The organism is Bacillus sp. AR8-1, assembly GCF_008042345.1.
Taxonomy (GTDB): Bacteria; Bacillota; Bacilli; order Bacillales; family Bacillaceae_G; genus Bacillus_A; species Bacillus_A cereus.
Map to the genome: position 1 here is coordinate 99,176 of NZ_QNUB01000008.1, position 24,231 is coordinate 123,406.

Sequence of the window (24,231 nt, forward strand, 5' to 3'; positions counted from 1 at the left end):
ACGAATGACGTCTGACCATTGTTGTTAAAAAAATTTAAAACCCCTAAAACTATTCAACTGTCATCTAAAATCAGTAAGCGTTTACATAAATTACAATTTATAAAAGGTAGCTTCTTCTCTCCTACCATACTTGAAAGTCTGAAATTGATACCACCTACAAATCAAATTGTAAGCGTTATCTAGGTGAAATGCAATATAAATTTTAAAAGATTTTTATATGTTAATATATTCCTAATTAATTGGTTTTTTCATGCAAACTTACCATAAAAAAAATAGCCCTAGCTATGAGCTAGAGCCATCCTTTTTTTATAACATAACACCAACGATAATCGCTGATAGAATACTTACTAACGTCGCACCGTACACAAGGCGTAAACCGAATGATGATACAACATTTGATTGATTTTCATCGATACCTTTCGTTGCACCTGCGATAATTCCGATAGATGAGAAGTTCGCAAATGATACAAGGAATACAGAAAGAATACCAACCGTACGAGCCGATAAATCACCAGCTACTTTTCCAAGGTCAAGCATCGCAACAAACTCGTTTGATACTAATTTTGTTGCCATAATTTGTCCCGCTGTTACCATTTCTGCTTGCGGGATGCCCATTACGAATGCTAATGGTGAGAAAATATATCCTAAAATAGCTTGGAATGTAATACCGAACATTGTATCAAACAAGCTATTGATTGCTGTAATTAATGCTACGAAACCGAGTAACATAGCTGCTACTGTAATCGCAATCGTGAAACCAAGCATAATGTACTCGCTCAGCATTTCAAAGAATGATTGTTTTTTCTTATTTTCTAATTTCAGTGTATCTTCTTCTTCTGTAATATCGTACGGGTTAATAATATGAATGATAATGAAACCACTAAATAAATTTAATACAAGTGCTGTTACTACATATTTCGGTTCGATCATTTTCATATAAGAACCAACGATTGACATCGACACTGTCGACATTGAAGATGCACATAATGTATATAAACGATGTTTTGGGATTTTACTTAATTGATCTTTTACTGTAATAAATACTTCTGCTTGTCCAACAATGGCAGCTGCTACTGCATTATATGATTCTAGTTTTCCTAGACCATTTACTTTACTTAACAACGTACCAATAGCACGAATAAATATCGGTAAAATTTTAAAGTGTTGCAGAATTCCGATTAAAACCGCAAAGAATACGATTGGTAATAGCGCTGTTAAGAAGAATGAAACCTCTCCTTTATTAACCAGACCACCAAATACGAAAACGATTCCAGCTTCCGCATATCCAAGAAGTGCGCCAAATCCATCTGAAATTCCTTTTACTAAAATATAACCAACTTGTGTATTTAATAAGAAATAAGATAATACTAGCTGAATAATAAGCATAATTGCGATTGGTTTATACTTAATCTTCTTTCGATCGGCACTTATAAGAAAACCGAGTACAAATACAACGAGTAATCCTACAAGGAACATAACAAACTTCATTAATAAAATCCTCCATTTAACTCTTCATTAACGTTGAACGTCTGACCATTCGAAACAAGAAATAATCCGAACTTTCCATTTCTCCTCCAAAACCTTCAATCGGATAGGAAAGATCATAAAACCTCTTATTTCAAAGGCATTTTCCATTCTAACACAAATCACAACTCATATCCGCACTTTTCTTAAAAAAATACATTTTATTATGAAACATTCATTAATGTTCGTCTTTTTCATTATAAAGCGAAACTTTAATGAGCAGGATTTTCACTTCACACAAATAGCTGGACCAACAAAAAATGAGCATCAAGTTTCACTTGATGCTCACCTCATTATACTGCTTTTTCTTTATCAGCTACCGCTGGCTTATCCCAACACTCTGTATTGTTCAAACCTGGAATAGACTCCGCATAAAAGACTGGATCTTTCCCTTGTTTCTTTTGCTTAATATAATCTGATAACGCTGCGAAAGCGTACTTAGAAAGGAATACAATTGCTACTAAGTTAATAACAGCCATAATTCCCATAAATAAATCTGCTAAATCCCAAACGATTTGAATTGTCGCTACAGATCCTAGCATAACCATACCAAGTACAGCAATGCGGTATGCATTTAATAACACTTTACTTCCATTTAAGAACTCAATATTTGTTTCACCATAGTAGTAGTTACCTACTAATGAACTAAATGCAAACAAGAAGATCGCAACTGCTACAAATATAGAAGCCCATGGACCGATATGTTGACTTAACGCCTGCTGCGTTAATTGAATTCCATTTAAATCAGCTGCATTATGCACATCTGATAAAAGAATAATAAATGCTGTACAACTACAAATTAATAATGTATCAGTAAATACCCCTAAAGTTTGAATGAAACCTTGTTTAACTGGGTGCGTTACGTTTGCAGTCGCTGCTGCGTTTGGCGCACTACCCATACCTGCTTCATTTGAGAATAACCCACGTTTTACCCCTAATAAAATCGCAGCTCCTAATCCTCCGCCTACTACTTCTTTAATTCCGAAAGCATGTAAGAAAATTTCTTTAAATACATATGGAATTGCCGTAATGTTTGTTACAACAACGAATAATGCCACTGCTACATAAATAATTGCCATTACTGGAACAATCATTTCAACCGCGCGAGCAATTCGTTTTACCCCACCGAAAATAATAACTGCAAGTAAACCAGCCATAACAAGACCTACCAATCTGCTATCTGTTTTAAATGCACCATCAAAAGCAGCTGCTACAGTATTAGACTGTACAGCGTTAAAAATTAATCCGAAACTTACTGTTATTAATACAGAGAAAATAGCTCCAAGCCAGCGCTTATTTAAACCCTTTTCCATATAATACGCTGGGCCCCCACGGAATGCATTCCCATCTTTTACTTTATAAATTTGCGCTAATGTACTCTCTACAAATGCAGAAGCACCCCCAATTACCGCAATTAACCACATCCAAAATACTGCTCCTGGACCACCTGCTGAGATCGCAATAGCTACACCAGCTAAGTTACCAGTACCTACACGAGAAGCTGTACTCATACAAAACGCTTGGAATGATGATACGCCGCTCTTCTCTTTTTGCGCTTTCCTCGTTTTCGAGCTTGCTCCATCCCCAAGCAAACGAATCATTTCACCGAAGTAACGAACTTGGACAAATTTCACACGAAATGAAAAATAGAGCCCTAACCCAATTAACATCGCAATAATGACATATGACCAAAGGATATTATTTACATCCCCAATTACCCTAGCTAAAAAATCCATATTTGTATTGCCCCCTCTTCCTAACAATAAGAAAATTATATTCTAAAAACTTTAAGTAATCAAGAACTTTATGTAAGGTTTTATGACATGAGTATGTTAACCATATTAACATACGTGTTTTTTTCATAAAAATATAGCTATTACATGCATTTATCCAATACTCAATCACTTATCCTCTTCGACCAGTCATACTTTTAAAATAGTACGTTCCCCATAAATAACGAGAGAAACAAACAAAAAAAGTTATATTGATAATTACCTCTCACCCTTTTCATCATTTACTACAACAAAAAAGGCGAGCATCGAATTTACCTCGATGCTCGCCTTTTCAATTACACTGCTTTTTCTTTATCTGTTACCGCTGACTTATCCCAGCACTCTGTATTCGTTAAACCAGGAATAGAATCTGCACTGAAGACTGGATCTTTCCCTTGTTTCTTTTGCCTTACATAGTCTGCTAATGCTGCATACGCAAATCGGCCAAGAAGTGTAATCGCAATTAAGTTCGTGATTACCATTAGACCCATAAATAAGTCTGCCATATTCCATACAACTTGAAGCGTCGCAACAGAACCGAATAATACCATTCCAACTACCGCAATACGGTAAATTGTTAACCACGTTTTACTTTGCTTAATGAATTCAATATTTGTTTCACCATAATAGTAGTTTCCTAGAAGTGAACTAAATGCAAATAAGAAAATAATAATCGCTAAGAAACTGCTCGCCCATGGGCCAATTTGTGAACTTAATGCATTTTGTGTTAATTCAATACCTTCTAAATTCGTTGCTTTATATGCACCAGAACATAGTACGATAAACGCTGTTGATGTACATACTAAGAATGTATCTACTAATACTCCAATTGTTTGAATAAAACCTTGTTTCGCTGGATGCGTTACATCAGCTGTTGCCGCCGCGTTCGGCGCACTACCCATACCTGCTTCGTTCGCAAATAATCCGCGCTGAATACCATATTTCATCGCAGCACCGATACCGCCACCTACAGCTGAATCTAAACCGAATGCACCTTTAAAGATTTCCGTAAACACATCTGGTATTAAATAGAAGTTTTTAATGACAACAAAAATAGCTACTGCAATATAAATAAGCGCCATTGGCGGAACAATCATTTCCGACATACGTGCAATACTTTTTACACCACCAAAAATAATAACCCCAACTAATGCAGCTAATACAATACCAACAATATAACGCTCTAAGCCAAATGCATTTTCAAACGCTAATGTTACTGTATTTGCTTGTACTGAGTTGAAAATTAAACCGTAACTAATTGTAATCAGAACAGAGAACCAAATCCCCATCCAACGTTTATTTAAACCTTTTTCCATATAATAAGCAGGACCACCGCGGAAGCCACTGCCATCTTTTATTTTATAAATTTGCGCAAGCGTACTTTCTACGAAACTTGAAGACGCACCGATAATCGCAATAACCCACATCCAAAATACAGCTCCAGGTCCTCCCATAGAAATAGCTAACGCTACACCAGCTAAGTTCCCGATACCAATACGAGCTGCAGAACTCATACAAAATGCTTGGAACGATGATACGCTGCCCTTTTTACGTGTCTTGCCAGTTAGTCCATCACTCATTAAACGAATCATTTCCCCTAAATGAGTAAGTTGTACGAATTTTAATTTAATAGAAAAATAAAGCCCTAAACCAATTAACATTGCAATAAGAATATATGACCAAAGAATCGTATTCGTTGATGAAACGAATTGTTCCAAAATATTCATACAATTAACCCCTCCTTTTCTCCATAAAACGAATTATATTTAAAAAACATTCAAAAATCAACATTTTTCGACAATTTGCAATTTCCAAATATTAGCCAAGCGCGAAGTAACAATATCTTTATGACTCTCCTCCCTCTAACTGTGCATACTAAAACAAAAAATAAATCTACAAACTACCCCATTGACAAAAACACCAACCTGTAACTATAATAATTACAACAGGTTGTAACAAACTTAATTACAATACATTCATTCACTTTCAGATATACAATTTAACAAAACACTTTGGAGGGATTTATTATGAAAATCGGAATTATCGGAGCAACTGGTAAAGCAGGAAGTCGTATTTTAAAAGAAGCATTAGATCGTGGACATGAAGTAACTGCAATCGTAAGAAACGCTGCAAAAATTACAGAAGAAAACGTAAAAGTTTTAGAAAAAGACGTATTTTCTCTTACATCTAACGACCTACAAGCATTCGACGTAGTTGTAAATGCATTTGGCGCTCCAGCAGGACAAGAACACCTTCACGTAGATGCAGGAAACGTACTAATTGAAGCTATGAAAGGTACACCTAATACAAAATTACTTGTAGTTGGTGGCGCCGGAAGCTTATTTGTAGACGAAGAAAAAACAACACGTGTATTTGAGACACCAGGTTTCCCAGGCGAATACCTTGCAACAGCTCAAAACCAAGGTAAAAACTTAGAAATCTTACAACAAACAAACGATATTACTTGGACATTCATCAGCCCTTCTGCACTATTTGCATTAGGAAAACGTACTGGTTCTTACAAAGCTGGCAAAGACAATCTTCTTGTGAACGCAAAAGGTGATAGCTACGTAAGTTACGAAGACTTCGCAGTTGCAGCACTTGATGAAATCGAAAACCCAAAACATGTAAACGAACGCTTCACAGTAGTTTCTGAAGCTGAATAATAAAAAAAGCTCGTAAAACATTATGTTTTACGAGCTTTTTCTTATTATTGCACTTGCTCTAATCCATTTTGAGTAATCTTAAAGAATATTTCTTGCCCCTTCATCGCATCCTCTTTTTTAACTAACTCATTCTTTTTGTACCAATTCAAACGACTCGGTTCCGCATGGTATACTTTCAGCACATCTCCATACTCAAATGCCGTTCCATTTACTTGCCCAGCAAAATTCTTTGAAGTCTCTTGTCCTTCTGCCGTTACATGCTTTTTCTCATTTTCATTTTGATCATAAATCGTAAGGCCTATATACTGCTCATTTACAAAGCGATAATGAATCTCCTCATTTGTAAATGTTGCATGTAATTTCTTTTCAGCGTGGTTTAACGTAACAATTGAACGTGTTACATTCGACACACCTTGATATACTATGCTATCTCCATATGTAACTTCCACAGATACTTCTGTCACTTTCTTATTCCCAAAGCTATCTTTCGTTTCTACTTTTGCTTTTTGTTCACCAATTTTTGTTGTATCCGGTTTTTCTACAAAACCAATTACTTCTCCGTCTTTTACTTGAACAAAGTTTTTTGCATCTAATTTATCAGCGTTTGTTCCGATTACTACTTTTTGCGGTACAGTTGTTACTTCTTGCTTAGCTTCCATTCTTTCAAAGCCGTTTTCAGTAATTTTGAAGACTAGTTCCTTTATCTCTTTATTCTTTCCTTCTCCCGCATATACACCTTTTTTGTACCAGTGTAAGCGTGAAGATTCAGCATGATACACTTTCACCACATCTCCATATTCAAACGCTAGTCCGTTTATTTCCTTAGCAAAAGCTTCTGTACTCTCCAGCCCTTTTATCTCTATATTTTTCTTCTCTTTTCCCTCTCTGTTGTACAGAGTGAATGCAAAATACTTCTCATCTCCAAAATAATCATGAATCAAATTACTCGTATCCGTCGCACTCATTTTTTTCGCATCATGATGTAACGTTACAATTGATTTCATATCGTCACCACCATAGCTTAACCCATATACAAGTAAGCTATCTCCATATGTTACTTCCAGGAGAACTTCCGTCACTTGCTTATTTCCAAAGCTATCTTTCGTTTCCACTTTTATTTTTTGTTCACCGATTTTTGTCGTAATTGGTTTTTCTACAAATCCAATTACTTCTCCATCTTTCACTTGAACAAAATCTTTTGCTTCTAATTTTTCAACGTCAGTTCCAATAACTACTTTTTGTGGTACTGCTGTTACTTCTTGCAACATATCCATTTTCTCGAAACCTTTTTCTGTCACTTTGAAGAATAGTTCTTTTGTTCCTTTTTTCTTACCTTGACCAGTAAGAGTATTATTTTGATACCATTTCAAACGATCTGGTTCTGCATGGAATACTTTCACTACATCTCCATACTCAAACTGCGTACCATTCACTTGTTCTGCAAAGTTTTTTGAAGTTTCTTGTCCTTCTGCTGTTACACGTTTTTTCTCTTTTCCTTCTCCATCATATAACGTGATTCCCATGTATAGCTCTTTATTAAAATACTTATGAATCTGGCTATTCATATCAGTCACATGGAATTTCTTCTCATCATGCTTTAACGTTACCACTGAAGCAATATCATTGTTATATCCTGCATATGCAATGCTATCTCCATAAACCACTTCTAATGGTACTTCTGTTACTTGGTTATTTCCAAAACGATCTTTCGTTTCTACTTTGGCTGTTTGTTTTCCGATTTTCGTTGTAGTTGGCTTTTCTACAAAGCCAATTACCTCTCCGTCTTTCACTTCAACAAAGTTTTTCGCTTCTAGCTTTTCTACTTCTGTTCCGACTACTACTGTTTGTGGCTTTGCTGTTACTTCTTGCAATGTTTTTAATCTCTCAAATCCATTTTCAGTAATTTTGAAGAATAATTCTTTTATTTCTTTATTTTTTCCTTCTCCCACATATAAACCCTTTTGATACCAATGTAAGCGTGAAGATTCTGCATGATATACTTTCACCACATCTCCATATTCAAATGCTAATCCATTTACTTCCTTGGCAAAAGCTTCTGTATTCTCCAACCCTTTTACCGCTATATTTTTCTTCTTTTTTCCCTCTTTATCGTACAGTGTAAATTCAAAATACTTCTCATCTTGAAAATAATCGTGAATTAAATTTTTTGTATCTGTTGCACTAAATTTTTTTGTACCATGGTGTAGAGTTACGGTTGACTTCAAGTCTCCCTCCCCGGTATATTTCAATCCATATACAAGTAGGCTATCCCCATATCCAACATTCACTACAACTGGAATGAAATTCTTATTTCCTTTTCCATCTACAATTTCTACTTTTACAGTTTTTTCTCCAACTTCAGGCTTATCTTGCATAATCACACCTGTTGTCTTTACACCTTCTCCTAAATTCTGTACAAGTTCCTTTGCTTTTTTCTCATCATGTGTAGTACCGATTACTACATTTTGTATTTTTTCATTATTTGGCTCGCCATATGGAACTTCATATAACTCAGTTTGTTTTTCACGAATTGGATTGCTATCTGTAGATAACCATATTTCTTTTTCTAATTTTGGTAAATTTAATTTTTCAATCTTTTCTCTCGTAGCATCATTTGCAAATAATCCCCATTTATCAAAGAAAGGAATTAAATTTTGTCCTGCCACTTTTGACGTCATATAAATAAACATCTGCTTTTTCTCTTCATCAGATTTAGGCAGTTCTGTGTCATGTAACAAACGATACATTTGATGTAAATTCGGATAGAATTGTTCCCCATAAGCTAAATGTAACTGCCAAAACATAACTAATTTCTCAAATACATCCATCTTTTCTTGTGCATCTGGTTTACCTAAATAAGCAAATGCAGCTTCATAGCGCCCCTCTTGCTCTAACCTTGTTTTATGCCCGAATGTAGTTTGAACTGCCAAAGAATAAATATTAACGGTTACTTCTCCAAGTCCATCCCATAACCAAGTATTCTGTTGATGTTGATGTCCCACTTCATGCCAAGGCCCCCATCCATCATTAGTTAACTCTTCTAGATTTAGTACTGGCCCTAAATTCCCTTTACTATAAGCTGTTCGATAATAAGTCGCATACATATAATTGTCCGTATACCAGTCTTCAACAAAATGAATGGAATGTTTACCTTGATTCGCAACACCCACACCACCTTTTGATAAACCTGATATCTTATGTTCTATATTAATTATTTCATCGTGTTTCTTTAATAACGCAGCTGGATCTTCTTGTTTTAAATGCTCCGCTACAGTCTCAGGATGCATAGTTAATAAACTATTTTCTCCCTTCATTTCTATTGCATATGGATCAGGATTCTCTGCCAACATACGTTTCCAATCTTTTGTCGTATGCTTTCCTAAAATAAATAAAGGATTTGTTGTACCACCTTTTTTCACTTTAGCGACTACTTCTCCTGTGTTGTGATAATTATAAAAGTATAATAGTCCCCCATTTGAAGAAGAAATTTTATTCTCACCAGGATTTAAATTGAATTGTTTAGGTTCTTCTTTTTCATAAGAATATGTACCAATATAAGCTTTAATCTGTTGAGTCCCTTCTACTTGAATAACTACTTCTTCACCCGGCTTTACATAAATGCCCGTTGGTTCATAAGGAGAAAAACTCATTCGACGCTGATGCAACTCACGCATCTCTTCTACATTACCTTTTGGCAGCAATTGATACACTCGCTCTTCTTGCTCTTTCTCCTTATCTTCCATCGTCATCTCTGCATACACCTTAGGTACTTCAAGTCCATATGGCGTTAATAACGTAACTAAACAAGCACCAGCTACTAATACCCTACTCGTCTTTTTCTTCGACATAATCTGTGTCCCCTGTTCCTTTATTTAAAGAAACTACCCTATATATTCGTTTAATAAGAAATCCTATTATTTTTATAAAAACATGTAATGAATAGGCTAACACTTCGCGCACCTATATCAATTGCTACCGCATTTCTTCCTATGTATTCGCTTTCTTATATTATAAAATTTTGATGTACTGTATCCTCCTAACTTCTTTCCTCGTGTGATGAGTTCTCTTTCTACATAAAAAGGGTATAGTAAATGATATATTTTAGTCTTGTCATCTATACATCTAAAAATAAAAACAACAATATCATCTTACATTTTCTTCATATATGACCATCTATAGGTAGTTTTTCCAAATGAATTGTACACGCTTTACACTTTGTTTGATAGACTTTTCAATTAGAATAATGTTACAATTTTGTGAATTTAATCTATTAATCGTTACGTTTAGATTTTATTATATTTTGTTATTTCTAAATAGTTTTCCTATCATTAAAACAGCGTTTTATATAGTAAATAATTATTTTGATATAACTTTAAAACTCATATATAAAAAGCATTGGTTAACACCAATGCTTTCATCCTTACCTTTTATATTGATTCGGTTTATGCGGTTCATTTGGAGTATATGGCTTATTTGGTTTATTTGGAGCCTCAGCCTTTTTCCAACTTACCGCTAACTCTGGACTTGTTTTTTCTTCACTACGCTCAAGTAATACTACTGCATTTTGAATAGTCGGTGTACCTTTATGCGCAATTCCTTGTAGTTTCGTTAAATTTCCTGATACTTTAAAGCTAAATCCACCAGCTGGCGTTTGTTTCGGAATTAAAATGCGGAACTTCTCTCCTACATTAAATTCTGTTTTTGTTTCGCCTTTTTCATTTGCAAATTTCACGCCCGCTGGTGCACCTGTTGCTTGCACTTTATACGTTCCGCTTTTTGCATTTGTTTCTACCGTATATAAACCTGTTTCAAAGAAATCATTTTTTAATACTGCTTCTTGTTCTTCTGTAGGAGTTACACTCATCGTAATTTCTTGTAGCTCTTCGCTAGCATTTGCTTTTGCAACGATATCTTTTGTTACTTTCTCTACATTTTTATTTCGGAAATCTAAATCATTAACATCAATTTGTTTTAACGCATTCCATACTGCAAGCTGCGTTGCGTAATGCGCCTCTCTCCAATCAGATACTCCTAATTCTTGTGGGCTCTTTTGTGGATATCCATTCAACAGTACACGGTACACATTAATATCCACTTTACCCATTTCTGGTAAATCTTGACCACTCGGAGATTTTAAATCTACATTTAAGCAAAATGCAATTTTTCCATCTGCCGTTTTAATAAGTTCTGTTCGAATTGGTTTCTTCTTTGACTTACTATAACTCCAATTCATTTCATACTTTGTATGATCCATAACTTCTGCGAATGCTTTTTGAAGTGGGAATAATACAAATAAGACACTTAAAAACATAGCTAAAAGTTTGAACGATTGCTTTATATTCATGTTTACAGCCCCTTAATAACAAACTTAATACTAAGTAGTATTTAATTAGAAAATATTTTTATGCAAAAAAAAGAGCGCATAAAAGCACTCTTTTTTCTTTCTTACTTTAATCTTAGAAATCGAAGTTATCAGGATCTGGACCAACGCGGTGATTTTGGTTTAACGCATCGATTTTTTCCATGTCTTCTTTTGTTAATTCAAAGTTAAATACATCAGCATTTGCAATAATGCGGTGTTCTTTCGTTGATTTTGGAATTGTAATTACTCCGTTTTGAAGATCCCAACGTAAAATCACTTGTGCTGTTGTTTTACCGTGTTTCTCAGCAATTTCTTGTAACGTTTCATTATCTAATAATTGACCTTGCATAAGTGGTGACCATGCTTCCATTTGAATACCTTGTTCTTTACAGAAAGCTTGTAATTCTTTTTGTGTTAAACGAGGGTGATATTCTACTTGGTTAATCATTGGCTTAATTTCTGCATCTTTCATTACATCTTGTAAGTGATGAATTTGGAAGTTACTTACGCCAATTGCACGTACGCGATCTTCTTTATAAAGTGTTTCTAGCGCTCTCCACGTATCTTTATATTTTCCTTCTACAGGCCAGTGAACAAGGTATAGGTCTAAATAATCTAATTCTAATTTCTTTAAGCTCTCTTCGTATGCAGCAATTGTTTCTTCATATCCTTGATCTGCGTTCCATACTTTTGAAGTGATAAATAATTCTTCTCTTGAAATACCAGTCGCTTCAATACCTGCACGGATTCCTTCACCTACAGCTTTTTCATTTCCGTAAATTGCAGCTGTATCGATGCTACGGTATCCTGCTTTAATCGCTGATTTTACAGCTTCTACAAGTTCTGGTCCTTCTTCTACTTTAAATACACCTAAACCGAACCAAGGCATTTCTACACCATTATTTAATACTGTTTTACTTTGTAAGTTTTTCATTTTATTTTCGCTCCTTTTATTTTACTTGATCTCTTTTTTCTAATGTCATGCTCCATGCTGTTAAAATCACAGCACCTACTACCATAAGACCGCCTACCCAAGCAGTATGGATTAATCCTAACGAATTCGTTACGAGGCCACCTATATAAGAACCTAAAGCGATTCCTCCGTTAAATGCGGCAATATTAATTGCTGAAGCAACATCAACCGCACTTGGAACAAAGCGCTCTGCCAATATAACTACATATACTTGTAGCCCTGGAACATTCATAAATGCGAATAGTCCCATGAAAATAATTGTGATTAATCCAGCTACTTTAAATGGCGCTGTAAATGTTAAAACAAATAATATGATCGCTTGAATAAAGAACATGTAAAATAGCGCTCGAATCGGATTATGATTCGATAATTTCCCGCCAACCATATTCCCTATCGCAATGGCGATTCCATACACTAATAAAATGATAGTAACGATACTTGCTTCAAATCCTGTTACTTCTTGTAATAGGGGTGATAAATACGTAAATGTTACGAATGTACCACCGTATCCAAGTGCAGTAATAATGAAAACAAGTAATAGTCTTCCATTTTTAATTAATTTAAATTGATCACGAAACGATACAGGTACACCATTTTTTAAATTAGATGGGACGAGTATACTGTTTGCGATGAAAGCAATAATTCCAATTACGACAATCGCCATAAATGACGCTCTCCAGCCAAACTCTTGACCGATAAATGTTCCAATTGGCACACCAGTAATAGTCGCAACTGTTAATCCAGTAAACATAATCGCAATTGCGCTAGCACGTTTATTCTCTGGTACGATTGCAGCTGCAATTGTAGATCCAATTGACATAAACACACCATGTGCAAACGCAGATACAATTCTTGCGATAATTAATACAGTGAAGCTTGTTGCTACCGCCGCAATGCCATTACCAATAATGAAAATAACCATAATCCACATTAATAATGTCTTTCGCGACATACTAGCCGTTAACGCTGTTAAAACAGGAGCTCCTACCGCTGCTCCTAACGCATATAAGGAAACCGTTAAACCGGCTGTTGTAACCGAAACATTTAAATCTTTTGAAATAGATGGTAGTAAACCGACACTAATAAACTCGGTCGTACCAATCCCAAACGCACTAATTGCTAGCGCTAATAAAGCAAACATACTTCTTCGATTCGTCTGAGCTTCCGAAGATGGTACTGTATATGAACTCAATTGAATTCCTCCTTATTACAAGAAATCCAATCATAATAGTATGATAAAAAGGCCCTTTTATCTTCTAAAAAATATATTTCATACTTACAAATGCTATTATGAATGGTTTCATTCCTTTTTTGAAGAACGCACTTTAAAGTACGATAGGCACTAAAAAGTAACATAGTCACTTTTTGGTACCGTACTACTCATTTGCCTCTTACATGTGCTATTATGAAACATATTTAACATAATAAAAAGTACGTACTTTAAAGTGCTATAGGTACTAAAAAGTAACATTTGTATTATTAAACTTACTTTACTCAAAAAGGGAGGGGTTCATATGAAGAAATACAATATTCCTGTAGAGGCGACTTTAGAAGTTATCGGCGGCAAATGGAAAGTTGTTATTCTTTGTCACTTAACGAAAGGTACAAAGAGAACGAGTGAATTAAAACGCTCAATGCCTGGTATTACACAAAAAATGTTAACGCAGCAATTACGTGAATTAGAAGACGACGGGGTCATTCAAAGAAAAGTATACAACCAAGTCCCACCGAAAGTAGAATATTCTCTTACCGACTACGGTTGGTCTTTAGAATCCATTCTTGACTCTCTTTGTTCTTGGGGCGAATGCCATCTTGAAAAAGAAGGTAACACATCGATGCTAATTGCAGAAGGTGAATAATAGGAAAAAGGAAAAAACGAACATGAATTTGTTCGTTTTTTCCTTTTTTTCTATATATATATGTACATTTCTAACTGAAACAAAATATTTTATACGCTTTCATACCTTGTCAGCACTACGTTATACACTCAATATCAAATAATTAGGAATCATTTTTATGTTAACATAGGTGTATATAGTATATAATATAGGATATATATTATATACACTTTCCGGTAACGGAGCTTTTCCATTATGCGGACAAGCCATATATCGGACAGTTCATAAATAATAAGTAAGACGTTATGGTTTTAGATTTATGTTTGCAGCTTACTTGCTGTCATAAATTTAAAGGCATTTTATTGTGTTTTGTGAAACTTTGCATAAAGTTTCGTAAACGTTTACTATCTTACTTATAAAAAATAAGAGTATTGCTATCGTAAAGGAGAATTGGAGATGCCAGAAACTATGACTCAAACAAAGCCAGAACAAGAAACTGTACAAATTTCTGCTAGCCAAGGACAACTTGATGTACTTGATCAGTTGTTAAAACCTGAGGTACAAGAATCATTAACAACACTAGTAGAACAGCTTCCAAAATTAACTGAGCTTGTTAACATTTTAACTAAGTCTTATGACTTCGCTCAAACTGTTGCTACTGATGAAGTATTAAAAAGCGACACTGTTGGTGCAATTACAGAGCTTGTAGAACCTGTAAAAGATACAGTGAAAAGCATGGCTGCAACTGCAATCGAAGCGAAAGATCGTGCTGACGAAAGCAACGAAGTTATCGGCCTATTCGGTCTGTTAAAATTACTAAAAGATCCACAAGCACAAAAAATGTTCCGCTTTGTGAACGCATATCTTCAAATTAGTGCAGAACGTAACAATAAATAATTTAACTTATAACAACAATTAGTAAAGACGGGGGATATCATACTATGTCAAAACAAATTGTCATCTTAGGCGCTGGTTATGGCGGTCTTCTTGCCGCTTTAAACGTACGTAAATATTACAGCAAATCAGAAGCACAAGTTACAGTGATTAACCAATACCCAACACACCAAATCATCACTGAATTACACCGCCTAGCAGCTGGTAACGTGTCTGAGCAAGCAATTGCAATGCCACTTACAAAGCTTTTCAAAGGTAAAGATATCGATCTTAAAATTGCAACAGTTGAGTCATTCTCAGTTGATAGCAAAGAAATCAAACTAGCTGGTGGCACTACTTTATCTTACGATGCACTTGTAGTTGCTTTAGGAAGTAAAACTGCTTACTTCGGTATTCCAGGACTAGAAGAAAACAGCATGGTATTAAAATCTGCTGCTGATGCAAACAAAATCTACAAACACGTTGAAGACCGTATTCGTGAATACGCGAAAACGAAAAACGAAGCTGATGCTACAATCGTAATCGGTGGTGGCGGATTAACTGGCGTTGAGCTAGTTGGTGAGCTTGCTGACATTATGCCTAAACTTGCAAAAAGCCACGGCGTAAATCCAAAAGAAGTTAAACTTCTTCTTGTTGAAGCAGGTCCAAAGATCCTTCCAGTATTACCAGACCACTTAATCGAACGTGCAACTACTAGCCTAGAAGCACGCGGCGTTACATTCTTAACTGGTCTTCCTGTAACAAACGTTGCTGGCAATGAAATCGACTTAAAAGACGGTCAAAAACTTGTTGCTAACACATTCGTTTGGACAGGCGGCGTACAAGGTAACCCATTAATCGGTGAATCAGGTCTTGAAGTTAACCGTGGACGTGCAACAGTTGATGCATACCTACAATCTACTTCTCACAAAGACGTATTCGTTGCTGGAGACAGCGCAGTTGTCTTCGCTCCAGACGGACGTCCATACCCACCAACTGCACAAATCGCTTGGCAAATGGGTGAGTTAATTGGATACAACTTATACGCAGCACTAGAAGGCAAAGCATTCGAAGAGTTCGCACCTGTAAACTCTGGAACACTTGCTAGTCTAGGACGTAAAGATGCGGTTGCTACAATTGGAGCAAGCAATACTCCACTTAAAGGCTTACCAGCATCATTAATGAAAGAAGCAAGTAACGTTCGTTACTTATCACACATTAAAGGTCTATTCAGCTTAGCTTACTAATCTGAATATAAGCCCGAATCATGCCCAGCATGGTTCGGGCTATTTTTATCCGTAATTTTCTCTAACTTATTTATTCGGCAGAAGAATAATATAACCCTTTTAATTATCTAAATTTACTGATTATTTTATGTCCAAATTGTGTATACGAAAAGATGGAAGTATTCTTCCTACTCCCATCCTTTCACACAAACTATTCGCCTAACTTCACAAGGCTGTAGTTCTTCTTCCCTTTACGAATAATAATAAATCTTCCATCAAATGAATTTTCTACAGTAACATCCGTACCCACATCTGTTACTTTCTCACCATTCATAGAAATCGCACCATTATTAATGTCTTCGCGTGCTTGGCGTCTAGATGGTTCAATTCCTAAATCGACTAGCCACTCTACGATGTTTTTCGTCTCTTTTGAAGACTGGAACGTTGGCATTTCTTTAAAGCCTTGTTCAATTTCATCAGCTGTTAACGATTTAATATCCCCGCTAAATAACGCTGCTGTAATCTTCTCAGCTTGTAATAATGCCTCTTCTCCATGAACGAATTTCGTCATTTCTTCCGCTAACACTTTTTGCGCTTCACGTTTATGAGGTTCCGCTTCTACCTTCGCTGCTAATTCATCAATACGCTCTTTCGTTAAGAACGTAAAGTATTTCAAGTATTTAATTACGTCACGGTCATCTGTATTTACCCAGAACTGGTAAAATTCAAACGGTGTCGTTTTTTCGGGATCAAGCCAAACCGCACCACCTGCTGATTTACCAAACTTCGTACCGTCCGATTTTAATAATAACGGAATCGTTAATCCGAATACTTTCGCCTCATGACCTTCTAACTTACGAATTAAATCTAAACCACTCGTAATATTTCCCCATTGGTCACTACCACCAATTTGAAGTTGAACATCCTCTTTCGTGTATAAATGATGGAAATCCATTGCTTGCAAAATTTGGTATGTGAATTCTGTGAAAGAAATACCTGTATCTAAACGGCTTGCTACAATATCCTTCGCTAACATGCTATTGATGCTAAAGTTTTTCCCGTAATCACGTAAAAACTCAATAATATTTATTTCATGTGTCCAATCATAGTTATTTACCATCTTCACTTCGCTATTTCCGCCAAAATCAAATAGCTTTTTCATTTGCGCTGTTAACGCATCTACATTATGCTGAACCACTTCTAACGTTTGAAGTTGACGCTCCGATTGTCGTCCACTCGGATCACCAATTGTTCCTGTTGCCCCGCCAATTAAAATAACAGGATGATGGCCAGCTAATTGGAATCTCTTCATCATCATAAACGGAATCAAATGTCCGATATGCATACTATCACCAGTCGGATCAACTCCGCAGTATAGTGAAATCTTTTTCTCTTCTACTAGCTTACGTAAGCCTTCTTCGTCAGTCTGCTGATTAACGGCGCCACGCCATTCTAATTCATCAATAATATTCATTTTTTGTCATCCCCTTTATTTTTTAAAAACAAAAAAGCCCCTATGTCTACGATAGACATAGGGACGATTATTCACCGTGTTACCACCCAGTTTGCATAAATAGCATAGCTACTCATACCACTCTTAGCAATAATATCGATTGCTAGTCCGCTTAGCATTACCTAAGATACTCCAGAGTGTAATTCGCAAGTTTGTTTGTGCTAGGTTCCAGCAACCCCTAGCTCTCTCGTTAACAGTGACAAACTGCTACTGGGCTCTTTCAACGTATGTTATTTGTTAAATTATTAGCATTATATTGAATTGAAAACAAATTGTCAACAATACCCAAATATTATTTTAAAATAATTCATATCTTCATACGTATTTCGTTATTCCTTATCTTCTCCAATAATCCTTACTTCTCGCTCTAACTTCACGCCAAATTTCTCTTCAACTGTCTTTTGTACGAAGTGAATTAAATCGATGTAATCTTGTGCTGTTCCGTTATCAACATTCACCATAAATCCAGCATGTTTTAAAGAAACTTCTACTCCACCAATTCGCTTACCTTGTAGTCCTGAGTCTTGAATCAACTTACCAGCAAAGTTATTTGGTGGACGCTTAAATACGCTACCACAAGAAGGGTATTCTAGAGGCTGTTTTGACTCACGCTTAAACGTTAAATCATCCATTTTTGCTTTAATTTCTTTACGTACACCTTCTTCAAGTTCAAATCTCGCTTCAAGAATAATGTAATGGTTGTTCGCAAATACACTCTTACGATATCCAAATTCAAATGCTTCTTTCGTCAAAGTACGTAGCTCTCCATCACCTGTCATTACGACAGCTTCTGTTAATACAAACGATACTTCACCGCCATATGCACCAGCATTCATATATAATGCTCCGCCAACTGAACCTGGAATACCACAAGCAAACTCAAGACCCGTTAAGTTATGGTCTAAAGCAATACGTGATACATCAATAATTGCTGCGCCACACTGTGCTACAATCGTCGTTCCTGTTACAGTAACACCTGTAATATGAATTAAACTTACTGTAATCCCGCGAATTCCACCATCTTTAATAATGACATTCGATCCATTTCCTAAAAACGTAACTGGAATATTATATTCGTTCGCATATTTGATAACTTCTTGAATTTCATCATAATTTGTAGGCGCAACGAAAACATCTGCTTTTCCGCCAACTTTAATATGCGTATGATTCTTTAACATTTCATCTTGTTTAACATGTCCTTCAGGCAATACCGTACTTAAATATTTATAAACCTCTTGCATATTCATTTTACGATTCCTCTATTTCTATATTCATTTTATCCCGTTATACGGGCCCATAATATCCCCACGTACATGAAAGAACCTAAAGTGGTGGATACAGTGTACCCAAAATCAATTCGAGACACCTATAAACCTCTTAATTTATAAGAGGTGCCACTCATATTAAAATATATATTGCATAATAAAGCAACCCAAATGGACTACTAAACTTGACATGTCATCAGAAAGACAACAATTTGTAAAATATGTGACTTTTTCAAAACACTATCCCTCAGTATCTTACTATACCATACAAAAAGAAAGTGGTATTTTTTTGTACTTTTTACTTTATTTACATCAATGAAAAAAGAGCACATTCCACAGAATGTGCTCTTTCTATACTCATTAAATTATTTTTCGTTCTCTTCTGTTTCCTTATCAAACCATAATAGCTCATCGTCATCCACTTCACCATTATAATTGATTAAAATTTCTTCTCCCGCTTTTATATCCTTATACGCGAAGAAGTTAAAAGTATGATTCTCGAAGACAATTTCATACGTTGCATTCGGATTATATGCATGATTAAATAACATGCCGTATCCTAACAGGAATGCCGTATGATTTACCCCATACTCAAATGCGTAGTCAGCAAGTAACGTTTTTTCAATGTGTTCATGCTGTTCATTCGGATAAGAGATAACTGGTGCTGAGTGAATCAACTCACCCTTTTTAATATCACGAGTTGCAAATACACCTCTATTAAATTCTCCATCACTAAGTTCAGAAGTCTTAACTTCAATCATATTCGTCACCTATATAATTCTTTCTTTGAAGTATTTTATCCCGCTATTTGCGAGGTTCAACTAATAATCAGTAGGTATTAGTCTCACTTTATCTCCTTAAGCTTGGCAGAAAACGCGCAGAAAAGCAATTAAATTACTATCAAGTATTTATTTAAATGAAAAAAGAGCACACATGGTGTGCCCTTTTCAAGAAATATTACTTTTCTAGAATATCTTCTAGTAACTTCACTTGCTCGCTAACAGTATGTAACGTCTTCACCGATATATCATTTCGATGTTTTTCTTCTTCCACACTCGCTAGCACTTCTTCTGTAGCTGTAGAAGTTTGCTGAATTACGTTAGAAGCATGCGTAACATCCTTTACAATATTCGTCGTTTTAACTTGGAAACTTTCTTGATGAACAACAACCTCTCGCATTACTTTATTAATCGCATCAATAAACTTCCCTAAATCAGTTACGTTTGTTAAAACGCTTGCTAACATTTCGTTACACTCTTCTTGTACTCTTTCTGACTTCTCTACCTGCACTTCTACCTTACTTGCTTGATTACTAAACTCCTTCAAAATCCCTTGAATTCTTCCCGCAGAACGATTTGATTCTTCAGCAAGCTTTAACACTTCACTCGCTACAATAGCAAAACCTTTTCCATGCTCGCCTGCCCTGGCAGCTTCAATATTTGCATTTAAAGCTAGCAAACTCGTCTGACTTGAAATATTCGTTATTACATCTACAATTTCATTAATTTGTTTCGATTGCATCATTAAATCTCTAAATATAATTCCAGACTGTGAAACAACATCATTTAAACTTCTCATGTTAGCTTCAAAATTTCTTAAAGTATGTACGCTACCCTTTGAAATTTCTAAACTTTTATCCACACGAGCCGATGCAGTTCTTACTTGAGATATAATTTGTTCAATATTTCCCTCCATATCATTCAATACTTCTACCGAACGATACATCATTTCTGATTGTGATTGCGTACCAACTGCTACCTCTTCAAAGGCAAAATTAATTTCACTCATCGATTCCATCGACGTGTTCATATTTTGTCTTAAATGATTGAAATTACTATCTAGTTTCACAACTGTTTCTTCAATAAGTCTTTGCGTCTCTTCTAACTCCTGAGCTTTTCTCATTACTTCTTGCTTCTCATCACTTAAACGAAGGAGCAGATTAGAACCGATTTTCGTGACGCCCCACATAGCGATTGTTACAATCGCTAACAAACTTGCGAAATTAGCAGCTTCAGATGAGGCTGTATAAGCAAAAAATTGCTCCGGCCAATAGCTACAAAGGATAAATGTGATCACAACAGCTACCCCGCCAATAATTAAAATGAGGCGCTCGCTTAAATAAATAAGTGAAACAGCTAATGTAAAATAGACCATTTGAAATACAGCCGGGCTTTCATTAAAAGCTTGTACCATAATGTAAGACATTGTAAGCAACATAAATATCATGATATATTTATACGCTGATTCCATACTTTTTATAAAAGTAAAAAGCGTTCCAAATGCAACGACAGAAATACCACAAATCCAAAACGCTATTGCTCTCTCTGTAAAAATATATCCATAATACCCAATCGCGATTATCCCAAGGAGGAAACTACAAATCGTTATAAACAGTAATAAATGATTTTTCTGTGATTCTTTCTCAAGGTTAGAAAAACAAGTCCTCTTTAACCACTCCATATGAAGCCCCACCTTCTACTTATACATATCAATTACTTCAGTTTAAATACCGCACTTACTGGGTTATGATCGCTATTTTCAAACTTTAAATCTTTCCCTTGTACATTTACAATCTCTACATTCGGTGAAACGATAAAGCCATCAATAATAGTGACGAAATTTTCACCTTCTACATATTTCTTTACATCATCTCTCACAGTCATAACAGACGGATCTACAGCCCACTTAAAGCCACCGTCCGTAAAATCCTTCGGTAACTCTACTAACCACTCAGGACGCTCTTTCACGAACTTCGGATCACTTAATTGAGCGTTTGAAACTAATTGATTCCAATCTCCGCCCATTATTACGTAATCACCATTTTCATAATGCTTGTTCATATATTCTTTTAAGTACTCTACTTGCTGTTTTCTAATTTTCCCGCCTTCATCATAAGCAGACAAATGTAAATTTACGAGTCTAACATGTTTTCCATTATTAACAGGAATTTTATATTCCACAATTGCTCGATCTAAATCAAACAAACGCTTTGGCCAAGGCTCCATTCCAGGAAGCTGGAACCTCTTCGCTTCTTGAACAGTGTATTTAGAAAACGTACTTAATCCAGCCTCCGCATAGCCCATTGGATTTGTTATTGGCACTGGAACCCATTTCGTATCGTAGTTCTTGCCAAATGACGAAACATAATCAGGTAATCCTTTTTTCAAAAATTCATGTTCATTTACATCAAATGAACGAAGTGACTTTATATCAACTTCTTGTAATAGCGCAAAATCACTATTCTCATTTTGTAAAAACGAAAGCATATTCTTTAAATTAGTTTCCGTTTGCTCTTTACTACTTGAACCAGATCCCTTTCCACCATCCATAAAGAAATCTTGATCCTTATCTAACCCAGCATATCCAATATTAAATGTTGTAACTTTAAATTCATTTCCAGTCGCTAATACGCGCTCCTTATTATTCTCCACCTTCAAGCTTGTAACATCAGCAGGCTGTTCTTTAGTAAGTGTCATATACGCTAGAAATCCTCCTACAATGCCCGCTACTACTAAAACACATATAAATACGATTTTAAAAAATTTCTTCAAATAAATGACTCCTTTTCACGCGAATTTATTTTTCTTTATTTTCAGTCAAATAAAACAAAACGACACACATAAGAAACATTTTATCATAATTAAAACCTTATATCACTATATTTAGTTGATAAGTAATCGATCCCATTTTAATTACTTAAAAAGCCTTCAGACATCAAAAAAAGAAAAGTTACACCCTCCTCCTCACTGGAAATTAAACGGTATATTTAGTACACTATATGTAATAATCATAGGCGATGGAGTTCGCCATAAACGCTGCTTAGCTAATGACTCCTACCAGTATGGATACTGGTAGGAGTCTATTTTTTTGAGCAAGCTATTTAAAGAGGTGAGAAAATTGATTTATATTATCGTTGGCATTGCTGGTATATTAGGAGCTCTTTCTCGTTATTATTTAGGTCTTAATATCAACACATTTTGGCATCATTCATTTCCATTGGCAACATTACTCATTAACTTAATCGGTTGCTTCTTCTTAGCATGGCTAACTACTTATATCGCTCGGCTAAACATCTTACCTTCAGAGGTTATCACAGGCATCGGAACTGGATTCATCGGTTCCTTTACGACTTTTTCAACATTTAGTGTAGAAACTGTGCAATTGATCAATCATTCTGAGTGGAGCATAGCCTTCTTATATGTATCATGTAGCATACTTGGTGGCCTCATTATGTCTGGCCTTGGCTATATACTTGGAGATTTCTTAATTAAGAAATCTCTTACGGAAGGTGATTACTCATGATAGAAGCTTTATTAGTCGCAACAGGAGGATTTTTCGGTGCGATTACACGATTTGCAATTAGCAATTGGTTTAAGAAAAGAAATAAAACACAATTTCCAATTGCTACATTCCTTATTAATATAACAGGGGCGTTTTTACTTGGATATATAATTGGCAACGGGGTCACTACAGGCTGGAAACTATTATTAGGTACTGGATTTATGGGCGCATTCACTACATTTTCTACGTTTAAATTAGAATCTGTTCAGCTTCTCAATCTTAAAAAACTGTACATCTTCCTTTTATATTTAAGTGCTACTTACATAATCGGTATCCTCTTCGCATTCCTTGGGATGAAGCTAGGTGGAATATAAAAAAAGCGACTCTATTGAGTCGCTTTCTTTCATAAGAAATATGTCCCGCCATATGGAATGGAAAATAAACCAGCTGGATGTACATCGTAATGTACAATTTGCATCGGAAGTTGTGAATACGGCATATACTGACTTTGCAACATTTGTGCAAAATATGCTTGTTGTTGCATTTGAATAGCTTGATTCACAGCATGAATTGTCCCCTGTGCCCCAGCCAGTGTAATAGCTGCCCCTACTTGTCTTCCATTATAAAAATGATGATTCATCATGATTCATCTCACTTATTCTTTTTCTTCCATATGGTATGTTTCTATTTCATAGTGAGTATTTTGTCCCTATCTATTGCCCTTTTTCAGCTTTGAAATAATAAATCCAAATAATAATACACCAATACCACTAAGGAACAATACATAACTTATCGGTACTAGGAAAAAGAAAGGTTCTTCAAGGAATCCATCCGCTCCTACTTTACTGTTTGAAGCATGTATAGTTAAAGAAATAATCGCTAAAATCATGAAAGAAATAGCTACTACGTATTTATTTTTCATTTCACATTCTCCTCTA

Annotated in this window: 20 protein-coding genes, 1 riboswitch and 1 other annotated feature; of the genes, 6 read left to right on the forward strand and 14 right to left on the reverse strand. The window is 35.5% G+C overall.

Features of this window, described 5'->3' with window-relative positions; genetic code table 11:
* Window positions 1-306: 306 nt before the first annotated feature.
* The 3 genes from DN400_RS04275 to DN400_RS04285 all read right to left on the reverse strand — a co-directional run bounded on the left by DN400_RS04275 (window position 307) and on the right by DN400_RS04285 (window position 5,023).
* Window positions 307-1,488 (reverse strand): NupC/NupG family nucleoside CNT transporter, encoded by a 1,182-nt coding sequence (locus DN400_RS04275; protein WP_000673847.1) that lies wholly within the window; start codon window positions 1,486-1,488, stop codon window positions 307-309.
* A 329-nt stretch (window positions 1,489-1,817) separates the two neighbouring features.
* Window positions 1,818-3,260 (reverse strand): alanine/glycine:cation symporter family protein, encoded by a 1,443-nt coding sequence (locus DN400_RS04280; protein ID WP_063538002.1) that lies wholly within the window; start codon window positions 3,258-3,260, stop codon window positions 1,818-1,820.
* A 332-nt stretch (window positions 3,261-3,592) separates the two neighbouring features.
* Entirely contained in the window at window positions 3,593-5,023 is a 1,431-nt protein-coding gene (locus DN400_RS04285; protein WP_001022954.1) for an alanine/glycine:cation symporter family protein, read from the reverse strand.
* A 300-nt stretch (window positions 5,024-5,323) separates the two neighbouring features.
* Between DN400_RS04285 and DN400_RS04290 the strand changes: the two genes are divergently transcribed.
* Window positions 5,324-5,962 carry an NAD(P)-dependent oxidoreductase gene (locus DN400_RS04290; protein WP_000689909.1) on the forward strand — a complete coding sequence of 213 codons (639 nt, stop codon included), beginning with the start codon at window positions 5,324-5,326 and terminating at the stop codon, window positions 5,960-5,962.
* Window positions 5,963-6,006: 44 nt separating this feature from the next.
* On the opposite strand, the gene DN400_RS04295 is transcribed toward DN400_RS04290, so the two are convergent.
* From DN400_RS04295 to DN400_RS04310, 4 genes are all read right to left on the reverse strand, one after another.
* On the reverse strand, window positions 6,007-9,810 hold the full coding sequence (locus DN400_RS04295; RefSeq protein ID WP_098907517.1) for a putative mucin/carbohydrate-binding domain-containing protein: 3,804 nt from the start codon (window positions 9,808-9,810) through the stop codon (window positions 6,007-6,009).
* Between the two features lie 572 nt (window positions 9,811-10,382).
* Window positions 10,383-11,306, reverse strand: coding sequence for a thioester domain-containing protein (locus DN400_RS04300; protein WP_001022533.1), 924 nt, complete (start codon window positions 11,304-11,306; stop codon window positions 10,383-10,385).
* 112 nt (window positions 11,307-11,418) lie between these two features.
* Entirely contained in the window at window positions 11,419-12,258 is an 840-nt protein-coding gene (locus DN400_RS04305) for an aldo/keto reductase (RefSeq protein ID WP_065229531.1), read from the reverse strand.
* Between the two features lie 16 nt (window positions 12,259-12,274).
* Window positions 12,275-13,438 carry an MFS transporter gene (locus DN400_RS04310; protein ID WP_179953499.1) on the reverse strand — a complete coding sequence of 388 codons (1,164 nt, stop codon included), beginning with the start codon at window positions 13,436-13,438 and terminating at the stop codon, window positions 12,275-12,277.
* A 373-nt stretch (window positions 13,439-13,811) separates the two neighbouring features.
* On the opposite strand from DN400_RS04310, the gene DN400_RS04315 reads away from it, so the two are divergent.
* The 3 genes from DN400_RS04315 (at window position 13,812) to DN400_RS04325 (ending at window position 16,255) form a co-directional block, all read left to right on the forward strand.
* Window positions 13,812-14,156, forward strand: a complete 345-nt coding sequence (locus DN400_RS04315) for a winged helix-turn-helix transcriptional regulator (RefSeq protein WP_000760481.1) — start codon at window positions 13,812-13,814, stop codon at window positions 14,154-14,156.
* A 435-nt stretch (window positions 14,157-14,591) separates the two neighbouring features.
* A complete protein-coding gene (locus DN400_RS04320) occupies window positions 14,592-15,032 on the forward strand; it encodes a DUF1641 domain-containing protein (protein ID WP_001115309.1) in 441 nt (146 codons plus the stop codon).
* A gap of 44 nt (window positions 15,033-15,076) precedes the next feature.
* Window positions 15,077-16,255 carry an NAD(P)/FAD-dependent oxidoreductase gene (locus tag DN400_RS04325; RefSeq protein ID WP_000043198.1) on the forward strand — a complete coding sequence of 393 codons (1,179 nt, stop codon included), beginning with the start codon at window positions 15,077-15,079 and terminating at the stop codon, window positions 16,253-16,255.
* A gap of 190 nt (window positions 16,256-16,445) precedes the next feature.
* Here DN400_RS04325 and tyrS read toward each other — a convergent pair whose 3' ends face one another.
* The 5 genes from tyrS to DN400_RS04350 form a co-directional block, all read right to left on the reverse strand.
* A complete protein-coding gene (tyrS, locus tag DN400_RS04330) occupies window positions 16,446-17,708 on the reverse strand; it encodes a tyrosine--tRNA ligase (RefSeq protein WP_016513209.1) in 1,263 nt (420 codons plus the stop codon).
* A gap of 56 nt (window positions 17,709-17,764) precedes the next feature.
* Window positions 17,765-17,980: a binding site (T-box leader), on the reverse strand.
* A 96-nt stretch (window positions 17,981-18,076) separates the two neighbouring features.
* The gene (murB, locus tag DN400_RS04335) at window positions 18,077-18,994 is read right to left on the reverse strand and encodes a UDP-N-acetylmuramate dehydrogenase (protein ID WP_147801556.1); all 918 of its coding nucleotides are present in this window, start codon (window positions 18,992-18,994) and stop codon (window positions 18,077-18,079) included.
* Between the two features lie 383 nt (window positions 18,995-19,377).
* Entirely contained in the window at window positions 19,378-19,773 is a 396-nt protein-coding gene (locus DN400_RS04340; RefSeq protein ID WP_147801557.1) for an SET domain-containing protein, read from the reverse strand.
* A 196-nt stretch (window positions 19,774-19,969) separates the two neighbouring features.
* Window positions 19,970-21,472 (reverse strand): DUF4077 domain-containing protein, encoded by a 1,503-nt coding sequence (locus tag DN400_RS04345; protein ID WP_147801558.1) that lies wholly within the window; start codon window positions 21,470-21,472, stop codon window positions 19,970-19,972.
* A 32-nt stretch (window positions 21,473-21,504) separates the two neighbouring features.
* A complete protein-coding gene (locus DN400_RS04350; protein WP_000713106.1) occupies window positions 21,505-22,563 on the reverse strand; it encodes an endonuclease/exonuclease/phosphatase family protein in 1,059 nt (352 codons plus the stop codon).
* Window positions 22,564-22,795: 232 nt separating this feature from the next.
* Window positions 22,796-22,855, forward strand: a riboswitch (Fluoride riboswitch).
* Window positions 22,856-22,909: 54 nt separating this feature from the next.
* Here DN400_RS04350 and crcB (DN400_RS04355) point away from each other — a divergent pair.
* Both crcB (DN400_RS04355) and crcB (DN400_RS04360) read left to right on the forward strand, forming a co-directional pair.
* On the forward strand, window positions 22,910-23,314 hold the full coding sequence (gene crcB, locus DN400_RS04355) for a fluoride efflux transporter CrcB (protein ID WP_044783105.1): 405 nt from the start codon (window positions 22,910-22,912) through the stop codon (window positions 23,312-23,314).
* Window positions 23,311-23,667: a fluoride efflux transporter CrcB gene (gene crcB, locus DN400_RS04360; protein WP_065229534.1), complete on the forward strand. Its 357-nt coding sequence runs from the start codon at window positions 23,311-23,313 to the stop codon at window positions 23,665-23,667. The genes crcB (DN400_RS04355) and crcB (DN400_RS04360) overlap by 4 nt, the downstream gene beginning before the upstream one ends.
* A gap of 29 nt (window positions 23,668-23,696) precedes the next feature.
* Here the strand turns inward: crcB (DN400_RS04360) and DN400_RS04365 are convergent, their stop codons facing one another.
* Together DN400_RS04365 and DN400_RS04370 are read right to left on the reverse strand one after the other, a co-directional pair.
* A complete protein-coding gene (locus DN400_RS04365) occupies window positions 23,697-23,936 on the reverse strand; it encodes a DUF3947 family protein (RefSeq protein WP_000980931.1) in 240 nt (79 codons plus the stop codon).
* Window positions 23,937-24,002: 66 nt separating this feature from the next.
* Window positions 24,003-24,215 (reverse strand): DUF3955 domain-containing protein, encoded by a 213-nt coding sequence (locus DN400_RS04370; protein ID WP_065229535.1) that lies wholly within the window; start codon window positions 24,213-24,215, stop codon window positions 24,003-24,005.
* Between the last annotated feature and the right edge of the window lie 16 nt (window positions 24,216-24,231).

Bases quoted from the DNA above. Each gene is read 5' to 3' on its own strand.
- DN400_RS04275 (WP_000673847.1), bottom strand. From the start codon at position 1,488: ATGAAGTTTGTTATGTTCCTTGTAGGATTACTCGTTGTATTTGTACTC.
- DN400_RS04280 (WP_063538002.1), bottom strand. From the start codon at position 3,260: ATGGATTTTTTAGCTAGGGTAATTGGGGATGTAAATAATATCCTTTGG.
- DN400_RS04285 (WP_001022954.1), bottom strand. From the start codon at position 5,023: ATGAATATTTTGGAACAATTCGTTTCATCAACGAATACGATTCTTTGG.
- DN400_RS04290 (WP_000689909.1), top strand. From the start codon at position 5,324: ATGAAAATCGGAATTATCGGAGCAACTGGTAAAGCAGGAAGTCGTATT.
- DN400_RS04295 (WP_098907517.1), bottom strand. From the start codon at position 9,810: ATGTCGAAGAAAAAGACGAGTAGGGTATTAGTAGCTGGTGCTTGTTTA.
- DN400_RS04300 (WP_001022533.1), bottom strand. From the start codon at position 11,306: ATGAATATAAAGCAATCGTTCAAACTTTTAGCTATGTTTTTAAGTGTC.
- DN400_RS04305 (WP_065229531.1), bottom strand. From the start codon at position 12,258: ATGAAAAACTTACAAAGTAAAACAGTATTAAATAATGGTGTAGAAATG.
- DN400_RS04310 (WP_179953499.1), bottom strand. From the start codon at position 13,438: ATGTTTGCTTTATTAGCGCTAGCAATTAGTGCGTTTGGGATTGGTACG.
- DN400_RS04315 (WP_000760481.1), top strand. From the start codon at position 13,812: ATGAAGAAATACAATATTCCTGTAGAGGCGACTTTAGAAGTTATCGGC.
- DN400_RS04320 (WP_001115309.1), top strand. From the start codon at position 14,592: ATGCCAGAAACTATGACTCAAACAAAGCCAGAACAAGAAACTGTACAA.
- DN400_RS04325 (WP_000043198.1), top strand. From the start codon at position 15,077: ATGTCAAAACAAATTGTCATCTTAGGCGCTGGTTATGGCGGTCTTCTT.
- tyrS (WP_016513209.1), bottom strand. From the start codon at position 17,708: ATGAATATTATTGATGAATTAGAATGGCGTGGCGCCGTTAATCAGCAG.
- murB (WP_147801556.1), bottom strand. From the start codon at position 18,994: ATGAATATGCAAGAGGTTTATAAATATTTAAGTACGGTATTGCCTGAA.
- DN400_RS04340 (WP_147801557.1), bottom strand. From the start codon at position 19,773: ATGATTGAAGTTAAGACTTCTGAACTTAGTGATGGAGAATTTAATAGA.
- DN400_RS04345 (WP_147801558.1), bottom strand. From the start codon at position 21,472: ATGGAGTGGTTAAAGAGGACTTGTTTTTCTAACCTTGAGAAAGAATCA.
- crcB (WP_065229534.1), top strand. From the start codon at position 23,311: ATGATAGAAGCTTTATTAGTCGCAACAGGAGGATTTTTCGGTGCGATT.
- DN400_RS04365 (WP_000980931.1), bottom strand. From the start codon at position 23,936: ATGATGAATCATCATTTTTATAATGGAAGACAAGTAGGGGCAGCTATT.
- DN400_RS04370 (WP_065229535.1), bottom strand. From the start codon at position 24,215: ATGAAAAATAAATACGTAGTAGCTATTTCTTTCATGATTTTAGCGATT.